5 protein-coding genes are annotated in these 13,607 nt (G+C 58.9%); 3 read left to right on the top strand and 2 right to left on the bottom strand.

The features are described from left to right. Positions 1–128: 128 nt before the first annotated feature. Positions 129–695, bottom strand: coding sequence for a hypothetical protein (locus tag U1A24_RS09955; RefSeq protein WP_322321823.1), 567 nt, complete (start codon positions 693–695; stop codon positions 129–131). 32 nt (positions 696–727) lie between these two features. Next, complete coding sequence (locus U1A24_RS09950; protein WP_322321822.1) at positions 728–1,231, bottom strand: hypothetical protein; 504 nt, start codon at positions 1,229–1,231, stop codon at positions 728–730. Positions 1,232–1,546: 315 nt separating this feature from the next. Between U1A24_RS09950 and U1A24_RS09945 the strand changes: the two genes are divergently transcribed. The 3 genes from U1A24_RS09945 (at position 1,547) to U1A24_RS09935 (ending at position 13,506) form a co-directional block, all read left to right on the top strand. Further along, on the top strand, positions 1,547–3,595 hold the full coding sequence (locus tag U1A24_RS09945; RefSeq protein WP_322321821.1) for a catalase: 2,049 nt from the start codon (positions 1,547–1,549) through the stop codon (positions 3,593–3,595). Positions 3,596–3,646: 51 nt separating this feature from the next. Then, positions 3,647–4,876 (top strand): FAD-binding oxidoreductase, encoded by a 1,230-nt coding sequence (locus tag U1A24_RS09940; protein ID WP_322321820.1) that lies wholly within the window; start codon positions 3,647–3,649, stop codon positions 4,874–4,876. Between the two features lie 305 nt (positions 4,877–5,181). Then, complete coding sequence (locus tag U1A24_RS09935; RefSeq protein ID WP_322321819.1) at positions 5,182–13,506, top strand: GH36-type glycosyl hydrolase domain-containing protein; 8,325 nt, start codon at positions 5,182–5,184, stop codon at positions 13,504–13,506. Positions 13,507–13,607 lie beyond the last annotated feature (101 nt).

Here is a 13,607-nt window from a genome sequence, read left to right as displayed (position 1 = left end):
AAATATCTCAACGGGGCCACTGATATGGCCCCGTTGATCACGTAAGTTTCCTGATTGGGTCCAGCCACCCGCTTGGGGGGCGCAACCGGGCGTATTGGCCGCAGGCGAACATTACATTGTACTGCGATTTAGTTGTTCCGCCAGCCTTCTTGCTCATAGCGTGTGCGGCGATCCATCAGCGACGCTGTCGGAATTGTGTTCAACGCATCCTCAACCGCTGACCTGGAGCTTTCGGGAAATTGGACGCTGACAGCGACACTACCCCGGCGCATCGCTTCGGAAAACACTGGGGTGTCTTCTTCCGAAAGCCCAAGATCAACAATCGCGCCAACGGTGCCGCCAGCCACTGCACCGCCTGCTGCACCCACTGCCGTGGCAGCAAGCCAACCTGCCGCGACCAGCGGGCCAACTCCGGGGATCGCCAGCATGCCCAGACCTGCAAGCAGACCAGCGCCACCGCCAATGGCAGCGCCGATACCAGCGCCGGTTGCAGTGCCCGAAGCGTCGGGATCAACGGCCACGGTGACCGGGCGTCCGGTGACCGGATCATTGCTGATCTCGGCCTCATGATATTTCCGGATGCTTTCATTGCCAAGGATCGACACCTCAACACCCGGCAAGGCCATCGCGTTGACATTGTCTTTGGCGATCCGAGCGGACTCGTAGTCGTCGTAAATCTTTGTGATAACAGACATGATTTCCTCCATTTACCTATAGAAAGCCGCTGTTACGACTTCGGCGTTGTGACAACGTTGCCCTTGTAGTCGACGGCAACGGTCACTGCCGTGCCATCAAGTTTGCCTTCGCCGCGCCAGATGCCTTTGTCGTCCAGCACCAGCACTGAGACATCCGTGACATTCCACGAAAGCGCGCGGTCGCGAGCCTGCTCTTCTGTAAAGCTGTTAGCCCCTTCAATCGGCGCGCCTTCTTCTGGCACGTTCTGCGCCCAATGGTCGGTTCCACATTGGTTCAGAAATTCGTCCTTGCTGATGCCCGTGTCTTGCATGGACATGTCATCCACCCGAGCGCGCGCATATTCCCGCGGCGCTTCGACATCCGACAGAAAGCCGTTTGCGTCCGTGTCGAGTGTGGTGAACTGCGCCTCACAATCAATCGGGGCGGTCATAGTATCAGCTGGCACAGTTGTCGTGCTGCTTTCCTGCGCAAAGGCGACAGAGGCCAAGGATGCGGTGAGGAAGGTGCCGAGGATCGTTGTTTTGTATCCGAGCATGTTCTTACTCCTGTGAACTTTTAGCAGTCATGAGCCGTTGTGGCCCTAGTACTGCAACAACTCGGCTTCTTTTCACGGGTTCCGCTTTAAGGTCGTCGACATGAAAATGCGGCGGCTTTCCGCTTGGGTCAGATGCCAAGTCAGCCTTGTCGAGCGCGTCGATCCAAGGCGGATTTTACCATATCAGGAACCATTTCAGGTCGATGTCGTTGACCACTGAGCCTGATTGACCGTGACGATCCGGTCTCCCCCGACAGTCTGTGGCAATGTCCCGAGGATTTTCGCCGCGCAGCAATTATTGAAAGGCAGCAGAACATGGCACGTTCTATTTATCAGACCCAGACCGGCAATGCCGGAGAAGCGCAGCAACGGGGCCGTGAGGCTTTAACCACCAATCACGGTATTCCGATCTCGGACAATCAAAACAGTCTGAGGGTTGGAGACCGTGGGCCGACGCTGCTGGAAGATTTTATACTACGTGAAAAGATATTTCACTTTGATCATGAGCGTATTCCAGAGCGTATCGTTCACGCCCGTGGCTCTGCAGCACATGGCTACTTTGAATGTACTGATCCAATCCCCGAGCTGAGCTGCGCCAGCATTTTTGCGGAGAAGGGCAAAAAGACCCCATTGTTCGCGCGGTTCTCGACAGTTGCGGGTGGGGCTGGTTCTGTTGACACCCCTCGAGATGTCCGCGGATTTGCGGTGAAATTTTACACCGATGAAGGAAACTGGGATCTGGTTGGCAACAACATTCCGGTGTTCTTCATCCAAGATGCGATCAAATTTCCCGATCTGATTCATTCGGTAAAGATGGAGGCTGACAAAGGCTATCCGCAAGCGGCCTCTGCGCATGACACCTTTTGGGATTTTGTATCCTTGATGCCGGAAGCCATGCATACGGTGATTTGGGCGATGTCAGACCGTGCTATTCCGCGTTCATTGCGGATGATGGAAGGTTTTGGGGTTCATACCTTCAAATTGGTCAATGCCGAAGGTGAGACGCATTTCGTCAAATTCCACTGGCGGCCTCGGTTGGGCATGCAGTCCTTGGTTTGGGACGAAAGCGCGAAACTGCAGGGTGCGGACAATGATTACCACCGCCGCGACCTGCACGAAGCGATCGCTGCGGGCGATTTCCCGGAATGGGATTTCGCGGTGCAGGTGTTTGATCAGGCTTTGGCTGACAGCTTGCCCTATGATGTGTTGGACCCGACCAAAATCATCCCAGAAGAGGTGGTGCCGCTGCGGGTGATTGGTCGGATGGTATTGGATCGCAACCCAGACAACCATTTCGCCGAGAATGAACAGGTCGCCTTCCTGCCGTCTAACATCGTGCCGGGGATCGACTTTTCTGACGATCCGCTGCTGCAAGGGCGGCTGTTTTCCTATCTCGACACGCAGAAATCACGGCTTGGCACGACGAACTTCCATCAAATCCCGATCAATGCGCCGAAATGCCCCTATGCCAATATGATGCGCGACGGGCTGATGCAGACCGCTGTGCCGAAGGGTCGCGCGACATACGAGCCAAACAGTCTGGATCAGGCAGGTGAAGATCCCGGCCCGCGTGCCAATGCCGCTGGTTTCACCACCGCCCCACAACAGGTTTCGGGAGAAAAGCTGCGGATTCGGGCGGAAACATTTGGCGATCACTACAGCCAACCCCGGATGTTCTGGCGTTCGCAGACCGAAAACGAACAGGCGCATATCGCATCGGCCTGTGTGTTTGAGCTGTCGAAGGTCGGGCTTGATCACATTCGCAACCGTGTTCTAAGCCATCTGGCCAACATTGACGGAGGCCTCGCGCAGCGTGTGGCCGATGGCCTTGGCACCGCCCTGCCCAAAGCCGCGGCACCGTTCCGCACCCCGGTGGATCTTGAGCCTTCCGACGCTCTTTCAATCCAGAAAAACTGGAAGCAAACACTGCATGGCCGCAAGGTCGGGCTGCTGTTTGGCGAAGGCTCGGACAAGGCAGAGATCGACAAACTGATTTCAGCGATCAAAGCCGAGGGCGGCAGCGTCTTCACCATCGCGCCGAAGATCGGTTTGCTAAAACTTGAAGGCGGCGAGATGAAGGCCGATGGTCAGCTGGCTGGCTCGCCATCGCCCCTGTTCGACGCCATTGCGATGATCCTTGCGCCCGAGGTGGCAGAAAAACTTGCCCGCGATTCCGCGGCGGTGGGCTTTGTGACCGATGCTTTCGTCCATTTGAAGGCCATCGGCCACTGCAATGGCTCGAAAGTCATTTTGGCGCGTGCTGGTATCGAAGCGGATGAAGGTGTGGGGCACTACAGCAATCTGCCCGAAACCGCCAAGCGCCGCTATTGGGCGCGAGAAGCAAAGGTTCGCGATCTGGCGTGACGTTTTCACGCCCGCCCGTTGGGGCGGGCGCCCTCAGTCGCGGAGCCTTTCATGCCTGACCACGACGCCAATACACGCAAAGACAATTTGCGCAGCGGCACGCCTTTTTGGATCAAAACACCACATTCTTCGATCAAGACCGAGCCACGTCTTTCACGCGACCGTTTCGATGTGATTGTTGTGGGCGCAGGGATCAGTGGCGCTTTGGTCGCTGAAGGGCTGACCCGCGCAGGAAAATCCGTGTTGATCCTTGATCGTCGCCCAGCCGTGCGCGGCTCCACCCCCGCATCTACAGCAATGATCCAGCATGAGATTGACGTGCCTTTGACCATACTGCGCAAGAAGATTGGGTCTGACCATGCCAACCGGGCCTGGCTCCGTTCGGTACGGGCGGTTGCTGATCTTGTTGATCTGACGGCTGATCTGAAACTGGGCTGTCAGATGTTACGCAAGCCTGCGCTGTATCTCGCCGGAAATGCTTTGGGGCCGCGCGCACTCCTGAAAGAGGTCAAAGCTCGCACTGACATCGGCATCAAGGCGGATTATCTCACGCGTCATGATCTGATCGACCGATACGGGATGGATCGCCCGGCCGCCATTCTTTCACCGGCGTCCGCCTCGGCCAACCCGGCACAGCTTACCGTCGGACTGCTTGAGGCAGCGCTTGCGCGTGGCGCACATCTTGTTTCGCCTGTCGAGATCACGGACATGGCTGAGTTTCCGACGGGCGTGGCTCTGGCGACCCGAAATGGTGAGGTGCTGCTGGCAGAACACGCCGTTTTCTGCACGGGCTACGAATATCTGCCGCAAATGAAATCAAAGGCGCACCACGTCTCTTCAACTTGGGCGCTGGCGTCAGAACCGCTGACCGGATTGCCTGCGTGGATGAAGGCGACAATCGCTTGGGAAGCCTCTGATCCATATCTCTATTTTCGCACCGATGAAATGGGGCGGATCATTGCGGGGGGCGAAGATGAAGACGCCGCCGAAACCAACTCTGACTTGAGGAAACTTGCCGCAAAGGCCAAGACCATCGCCAAGAAATTGCAGGCCCTGACAGGTGTGAAAATTGGTAAGCCTGCCTACGCATGGTCGGCCGCTTTTGGCGTTACAGATGACGGTTTGCCGATGATCGACCGCGTGCCGGGACTTGAGCGCGTCTTTGCCGTGATGGGCTTTGGGGGCAATGGCATCACTTTCTCGATGATCGCAGCGCAGATTGTGACAGCTGAAATCCTGGCAAAGCCCGATCCAGATGCTGACATCTTTCGCTATCGTTGAAGGCTGCATCCGGCGCGATCGGCGCCGCTGACAGGGGTTCGACCACTATCCACTTTGGCCAACCAAAATATCGCGCGGTGGGAACGGTTAGCTTTCGTCTGAGTTGTATTCCTGACTTCGGCTCATTTGAAAGGAAATCCGATGAATTGGGACCAGATCAAAATTGAATGGGCAGCAATGGCGCGTCGGGTGCGATCCGATCTGCCGCACAACGCGCGGCTTGCGCCAGGTGAAAACTTGCCTGCATCGCGCGCCACCGAGTTGAAAGAGCCGCAGGCGTCCAATCTTAACGCAGCGGACGCAAGGTGAGTTGGCGCTTGCGCCTGCCCGACTGGCTTCTGCGTCGTCCTGTCGATAAGCTTTGGGCGGATGATGCTCCTATTCGTGCCGATTTGTTTGGCATCGAACGGCTGGAGCATCATGCCCTCAGCTTGGCTGCAGCTCAAACAGTCACGCAAGGGCGTCCGCTTGCCGTATCCAGCTTGCTGGCTCGGGTGGAAGACAATTCGAAGGCTTTGCTTTCGGCATACCGAGCAGGGGCGCAAGCACTTGATGCGGGGCAACAAATCACCCCCGCTGCTGAATGGTTGCTAGACAATTTTCACATCGTCGAGCAACAGTTGCGCCAGATCGAAGACGATCTGCCACCGGGCTATTACCGCCATTTGCCAAAACTGGCGGATGGTCCATTGGCGGGCTACCCGCGCGTGCTCGGATTGGCGTGGGCTTATGTTGCGCATACCGACAGCCTTCTGTCTGAGACGTCGCTCTTGCGCTTTGTGCAGGCATATCAGACGGTTCAGCCACTGACCATTGGCGAGCTTTGGGCTGTGGCGATCACTCTGCGCATCGTGCTGATCGAGAACATGCGTCGCTTGGCGGTGCAGATCACTGAAGCCAACCGATTGCGGCAAGCCGCAGATGATATTGTCGACCGCGTTTTGGCATCCAGTGCGTCTGGAGTATCGAGCCATACGATGCTGGCCCGACTCGACGGCGTCGATTTGCCTGAAATCATGGCGGCTCAGATGGCCAAACGATTGCGTGGCATTGATCCGACGGAAACCCCGCTGGCAAGTTGGCTGGGCGAACGCCTGGCTCATTTGGGGCTGTCGGTTGAAACGGTGGTGGCCAGCGCGCAGGCGCGGCAGGGCGCGTCAAATGTCACTATGCGCAATATCGTGACCTCGATGCGCCGACTTTCCGAAATGGATTGGGCCGATTTTTTTGAAGCGGCCAGCCTTATTGATACCCGCCTGCGTGCCGCGCCGGGCTACAGCGATATGGATTTTGCCACACGCAACCGCTACCGCACGGCCATCGAATTGCTTGCACGACACTCGGGCCACGACGAAGCGGCGGTGGCCGATGCCGCTTTGGCAATGGCGCAAGCGGGTGAAGAGCCCGCAGCCCGCGATCCAGGTTTTGCGCTGATCGGGGCTGGGCGGGAGACTTTGTGCCGCAATCTTGGTTATGCGCCGCCACTGCGGGTCAGACTGGGCCGGCTGTGGTTCCGGCTGGGTTTACCGGGGTATCTTGGCGCAATTGCACTCGCGGCCGCACTTTTGGTAATTGGGGCAATATGGCTCACAGGGCTGCAGAGTGCGGTCTTGATCGCCAGTGCACTTTGGCTTGCGGTTGAGGCAGGAACAGCCTTGGTCAATTTGGTGATCACCCGGTTAGTCGGGCCAAAGCCGTTGCCTGGCCTGTCGCTGGAGCAAGGCATCCCTGCCGAGCTTCGGACGCTTGTTGCGGTGCCGGTGTTGCTGACCAATGTGCAAGACCTGATGGAGCAGATTGAACGGCTGGAAGTGCATTACCTTTCCAGCATAGGCGGTGCTGTGCATTTTGCATTGCTCTCCGACGGGCCAGATGCCGCCGAGCCAAGCACCCCGCTTGATAAGGCCCTGATAACCACCGCGCACACGGCGATTGCCAAGCTGAATGCAACCTATCCATCCGAAGACGGTGACAGATTTCTGCTGCTGCACCGTCAGCGCCAATGGAACCCAGCGCAAGGCGTCTGGATGGGATGGGAACGCAAGCGCGGCAAACTGGTGGAACTGAACAGGCTGCTGCGCGGCGCGACAGATACCAGTTTTCTGCCCCATGCTGTGGTGCCACAAGGCGTGCAATTCGTAATCACGCTGGATGCTGACACCCGGATCTTGCGCGATACAGTGCGGCGGCTGATCGGGAAAATGGCGCATCCGCTGAACCGCCCCGTTCTTGATCCGGTCAGCCAGCGCGTTGTTTCTGGCTATGGAATTTTACAACCGCAAGTGACCCCGGCCCTGCCACTTGGGCTTGACGGTTCCCTGTATCAGCGGATTTCCTCCAGTCCCGGCGGGATCGAACCCTATGCGGCCGCGCGCTCGGATGTGTATCAGGATTTGTTCTCCGAAGGTTCGTTCACAGGCAAGGGCATTTACCATGTCGATGCTTTCATGGCCGCCTTGGCGGGTCGAGTGCCAGACAATACATTGTTAAGTCATGATTTGTTCGAAGGTAGCTTCGCACGCGCAGGCCTTGCATCGGATATTGAGGTGGTCGAGGATTTCCCGGCTCGCCAAGATGTGGATGCCCGCCGCCAGCACCGCTGGGTGCGTGGTGACTGGCAGCTGTTGCCGTGGATCACTGGCGCGCGCAAAACCGTCGGTGGAATTTCTGCGGTCAACCTCTGGAAGATGCTGGATAATCTGCGTCGTTCCCTGCTGGCCCCGATGACGCTTTTGGCGTTGTTTGCAGGCTGGCTGCTGCCACTGCCTCAGGCTTTGGCATGGACCGGAGCCGTCTTGGTATTGCTGGCGCTGCCGAGGTTGATTGCGCTGCCGTTGGCGCTTCTACCGGGTCGGGCGGGGATCACCTCGCGCAGCCATTTTCAGGCGTTGCTTGGGGACGTGAAGATCGCTTTTGCGCAGGTCGCCCTCACCGTGATCATGCTGGCGGATACGGCGGCGCAGATGCTGGATGCTATTTTGCGCACAGCTGTACGACTTAGAACAGGTAAACATCTGTTGGAGTGGTTGACAGCGGCGCAATCCGGCGGCGGCGGTATGCCCGGCTACGCCCGCTTCTATCTAAGGAAACTGCGTGGCGTCGCTCTGGGGCTGTGTGTGTGCGCTTTGGCTGCCGCGATCAATCCGTCGATCTGGCCATTGGCGCTGACCTTCGCCATCCTGTGGCTGGCTGCACCTGCGCTGGCGCGCTGGATCAGTTTGCCCCGCAAAGCCAGAGATGCCCTGCCGCTCCGCCCTTCGGATCGAGATGCCTTGCGTCTGATCGCCCGTCGGACCTGGCGGTATTTTGAGACCTTTGTGACCGAGGCCAGCCATTTCCTGCCGCCTGACAATTTTCAGGAAATCCCCCAGCCGGTGGTCGCCACGCGCACCTCTCCAACCAATATCGGACTTTATCTTCTGTCGGTAACGGTGGCGAAAGACATGGGCTGGATCGGTCAAGCCGAGGCAGTGACACGTCTGGAACAAACCCTTGCGACGCTGTCGCAAATGCCGCGCTATCGCGGCCATCTTTACAACTGGTATGACACGTCAGATCTGCGCGTGCTGGATCCGGCTTATGTCTCGACGGTTGACAGTGGCAACCTCGCGGGTCACCTGATCGCCGTGGCACAAGCTTGCCAACACTGGCAGACGCACGCATCTGCGGCCGATCTGCGCGGGCTGCATGACGCTGTCGCTTTGGCCCTTCAGGCACTTGAAGCCAATCCCAATCCGCAACTGTCTGCCCTGCTTGCGCAGGTGGCAAATCAGCCCGCCTTGGCCTCGCAGGCGGCAGACTTGGCCGTAGCACATGCAGGACCAGAGTCAGAACTGGCCTTCTGGACGCGCGCGATTGCCGCAACACACGCCAGCCAACTGGCAGAACCTGCCTTGCCCGCTCGACTGTCTGCGGTCGGCGATCAGGCGCGGCAGCTGGCAATGGATATGGAATATGGCTTTCTCATCCAACCAGAAAAAAAGCTGCTCTCGATCGGTTTTTCGGTTTCGACCAACACACTGGATGCAAACTGCTATGATCTCTTAGCCTCGGAAGCACGATTGGCCAGCCTGTTTGCCATTGCCAAAGGCGATGTGGAAACCCGGCACTGGTTCCGGCTGGGCCGTGGCGCCACACCCATCGGCGCGGGCTCGGCTTTGATTTCATGGTCGGGCAGCATGTTTGAATATCTGATGCCGTCGCTGGTGATGCGCGCGCCGGCGGGTTCGGTCCTAGAGGAAACCAACCGCCGCATTGTGGCGCAGCAGCAGGCCTACGCGGCAGCGCTGGACATGCCGTGGGGGATATCTGAATCCGCCTATAATGCCCGCGATCTGGAAATGACCTATCAATACTCCAACTTCGGCGTGCCGGGGTTGGGGCTGAAGCGCGGCCTCAGTGAAAACCGTGTGCTCGCACCTTATGCGACAGGCCTTGCCGCGATGGTGGATCCGCAGGCGGCATTGCAGAACTATGCAGCCCTGGCTGATTTGGGGGCGGAAGGACGCTTTGGCTTTTATGAGGCGTTGGATTTTACCGCATCCAGGGTTCCCCAAGGATCAAGCTGCGCCATCGTGCGCAGCTTCATGGCGCATCATCAGGGCATGACGATCACGGCCATCGCCAATGTCTTGCAAGACGGCCAGTTGCGCGACCGCTTTCATGCCGAACCGATCATTCAGGCCGTTGAGATGCTGCTGCAAGAACGGGTGCCGCGCGACGTGGCGATAGCCCCTCCGCGCGCGCAAGAAGTGTCGGTGGCGGCGATTGAGACCCTGGCTGCGCCGGTGGTGCGCCATTTCAACAGTCCGGCGACGTCGGCTCCGACTGCACATCTGCTGTCGAATGGCAGCTATGGCGTCATGCTGACCCCGAAGGGCGCGGGCTTCAGCCGCTGGCGCGATGTTGCCATCACCCGCTGGCGCGCGGATGCGACGCAGGCACAGCATGGTAGCTTCGTTTATCTGCGTGATGTGCGATCTGGTGGCCAATGGTCTGCTGCCGTTTTGCCCACAGGGCACGATAGCAACCTGCACCGTGCGGTGTTTTGTGAACATCACGCGGCTTTCACCCATAAAGCGCGGCACCTGCTAACCCATACCGAAGTTGTCGTCTCTGCCGAAGATGACGCCGAAGCCCGCCGTGTGACGCTGACCAACACGGGGCGTCACCCGCGCGAGATTGACGTCACCTCTTACGTTGAACTGGTGTTGGCTCCAGCTGCATCCGACCTTTCCCATCCGGCATTCTCTAAGCTGTTCGTCGTCACCGATTATCTGCCGGAACTTGGCGTGCTGATCGCCACACGGCGCAAACGCAGCCCATCAGATCCCGAAGTTTGGGCCGCGCATATCGCTGTGGTTGAGGGCGAAGAAAGTGCGCCGCAACAGTATGAAACCGATCGGGCGAAATTCATCGGGCGCGGACAAGCGTTGAACGATCCTTCCGCCGCAGCAGGACCGCTTTCGGGCACCACTGGCACGGTGCTGGACCCGATTTTCTCGCTGCGCCGCCGCGTTCTGGTGCCCGGTGGGGGCCGCGTACGGGTTACATTCTGGACTATGGTTGCCGAAACTCCCGAGACCTTGCTGGAACTTGTTGACCGCCACCGCGATTCATCCGCCTTTGGCCGGGCCGTTACGCTGGCCTGGACACAGACACAGGTGCAACTGCGCCATCTCGAGATCACCGCAGCCACCGCCTCAGATTTCCAAAGGCTTGCCGGTATGTTGGTTCGGGGCGATGCGCGCTTGCGTGCCAGTTCCGCGCAAGTACGCGCGGGGGCTGGGCCGCAATCGGACCTGTGGGCCTTGGGTATCTCGGGTGATCTGCCGATTGTATTGCTGGTGATAAGCGATGCCGAGGATATCGGGCGACTGCAAGAGGTGCTGGCAGCCGCAGAATACTGGCGGATGCGACAGTTGGCCGTCGATCTGGTGATCCTTAATGATCGTGCGTCGTCCTATGTCCAAGACCTGCAAGTTGCGGTTGAAACGGCGGTGCGCTCGGCACAGGCGCGCCCCGGCACGCCAAGTTCGACAGGCAAAATCTACACCTTGCGCACCGATATGACTGCCTTTGAGACGCGCGCGCGGCTGATGGCTGCAGCAGCGGTCGTGCTGATCGCCAGCCGGGGCAGCATCGGTGCACAGCTTGATCTGTTGCCCGTGACAGCTGCGCCGTTGCCGCAAAAAATAGCGCCTGAATCTTTGCCAGCTAAACCCGTCACCCCGCCCAAACTGGAGTTTTTCAACGGCACTGGCGGCTTCGATCTGGATGGCCAAGAATACGTCACCGTGCTGCAAGACGGCCAAACCACTCCCGCACCATGGATCAACGTCATTGCTAATCCCAGCTTCGGCTTTCAAGTCTCGGCTGAAGGATCTGGTTTCACTTGGGCTGAAAACAGTCGGGAAAACCAGCTTACGCCATGGTCAAATGACCCGGTCAGTGACCCAGCGGGCGAAGCGATCTATCTGCAAGACCTTGAAACCGGGCAAACTTGGACCCCAACCGCGCTGCCAATCCGCACCAAGGGCAGCTACACCGCCCGCCACGGTTTTGGCTATTCCAGATTTCAGCACACTTCCAACGGCATCGAGGCCGATATGGTGCAGTTTGTGCCCCTGGATGCCCCGGTTAAAATCACCCGGCTAACGCTCCGCAACACCACGGATCGCGCGCGTCGGCTTTCGGTCACCGCCTATGCGGAATGGGTGCTTGGCACCTCTCGCGGAGCTACGGCAACGGCGTTGATCACCGAGATCTGTGCTAATACAGGGGCAATTCTGGTCCGAAATCCACGCGGCATGGCATTTCCGGGTCGCGTGGGCTTTGCCGATCTGGGTGCGGAAACCACCAGTCGCAGTGCGGATCGCAGCGAAATACTGGGGCGTACAGGGTCGATGGCAACCCCTGCCCGGCTAAGCGAATTGTCCGGAAATGCTGGTCCAAAGCTTGATCCTTGCGCTGCCTTGCAACGCGAGATCGCGCTATCCCCCGGTCAAAGCGTCGACGTCACCTTTCTATTGGGCCAAAGTGCAAACCCAGAAGAAGCCCGCGCGCTGATCCTTGCAACCCGTGCCCGTAACCTGACTGTGGTGCTAGACGAGGTCAAAGCGTGGTGGGCAAACCTGCTGGGCACCGTTCAGGTGCGCAGCCCGGATCGGGCGATGGATATCATGCTGAACGGCTGGCTGATGTATCAGTCCTTGGCTTGCCGCATCTGGGCACGCGCGGGGTTCTATCAAGCGAGTGGGGCTTACGGCTTCCGCGACCAGTTGCAAGATGGCATGGCACTGACCGCTCTGCGGCCCGAAATGACGCGCGCGCACTTGCTGCGCGCGGCGGCCCGGCAGTTCCCCGAAGGCGATGTGCAACACTGGTGGTTGCCGCATTCCGGCCAAGGCGTGCGCACGCGGATCTCCGATGATCGTGTCTGGCTCAGCTATGCTGTGGCACAGTATATCCGTGTTTCAGGAGATACCGCCGTGCTGGATGAGGTATTGCCCTTCCTGGAAGGCGTTGATTTGCGGCCCGGAGAACATGACAACTTTTTCCAGCCCAGCGTCTCTGAAACCAGCGCGACGCTGTTCGAACACTGTGCGCGAGGCTTGGATCAGGCGATTGCTCTGACTGGTGCGGATGGCATGCCGCTGATTGGAACCGGAGACTGGAACGACGGCATGAACCGTGTCGGCGAAGCAGGGCAAGGCACCAGCGTGTGGCTGGGCTGGCTGCTGATTGCCACGATCAAAGCCATGTCTCCCTTGGCCGAAACCCGTGACCCCGCCCGCGCCGCCCGCTGGCAGGCCCATGCCGAAACTGTGCGGCAAGCCATCGAGCGCGATGGTTGGGATGGCGCATGGTATCGCCGCGGACGGTTTGACGATGGCAGTCTGCTGGGCTCGGCAAGCTCGCCCGAATGTCAGATTGACTCCATCGCGCAGTCTTGGGCGGTGTTGTCTGGCGTGGCCACGCCTGACAGGGCCGCGATGGCGATGCAGTCTGTGGTTGATCACCTGATCACCCCAGATGTGGCGCTGCTGTTCAAACCACCGTTTGACCAATCTTTCCCCGATCCGGGCTACATCAAGGGATATCCGCCCGGCCTGCGTGAAAATGGCGGTCAATACAGTCATGCTGCGATGTGGGCAGTGCTTGCGCAGACTGGCCTTGGTAATGGCGATGCAGCAGGGGCGCTGTTTGCGCTGTTGAACCCGATCAACCACGCCCTGACGCCTGCCCAAACGGCGCGTTACAAGGTTGAACCCTATGTGATCGCCGCCGATGTCTACTCGGTCGCCCCGCATACGGGACGCGGCGGTTGGACATGGTACACAGGCTCTGCCGCATGGATGTATCGGGCGGGGATAGAGGGCTTGCTGGGCATAACCCGCACCGGAGACTCATTGCGCTTTGCCCCATGTTTCCCAAAGGCGTGGCCGCAGGTTGAGGTTCGGCTGACTTTAGGGCCTGCTCCCTGTCTGGTGACAATCCTGAACCCGGATGGACTGGGCACCGGTTTGAAATCCGCGCGCCTGAATGGGGTGAATATCCCGTGCGAAGCAGGCAGTCTGACGGTGGCGATTGAGCAGCTTCAGGGCGAGTTGATCGTTGAGATCGGCTAGGCCATACGCCCAGTAGCAGCCAGAGCCATAAAATTCAGACGACAACTTGGAGCGGCGAAGGCTGAACTGGCATGAGTCTTCTGGTTCGGCAGACGCATCCG

This window comes from Cypionkella sp. (assembly GCF_034376685.1).
Classification (GTDB): domain Bacteria; phylum Pseudomonadota; class Alphaproteobacteria; order Rhodobacterales; family Rhodobacteraceae; genus Cypionkella.
This window is presented reverse-complemented; position numbering and strand designations above follow the sequence as displayed.

What these genes read in the sequence shown, in the direction of transcription:
- U1A24_RS09950 (WP_322321822.1), bottom strand. Translation starts at nt 1,231, where the DNA reads ATGCTCGGATACAAAACAACGATCCTCGGCACCTTCCTCACCGCATCC.
- U1A24_RS09940 (WP_322321820.1), top strand. Translation starts at nt 3,647, where the DNA reads ATGCCTGACCACGACGCCAATACACGCAAAGACAATTTGCGCAGCGGC.
- U1A24_RS09955 (WP_322321823.1), bottom strand. Translation starts at nt 695, where the DNA reads ATGTCTGTTATCACAAAGATTTACGACGACTACGAGTCCGCTCGGATC.
- U1A24_RS09945 (WP_322321821.1), top strand. Translation starts at nt 1,547, where the DNA reads ATGGCACGTTCTATTTATCAGACCCAGACCGGCAATGCCGGAGAAGCG.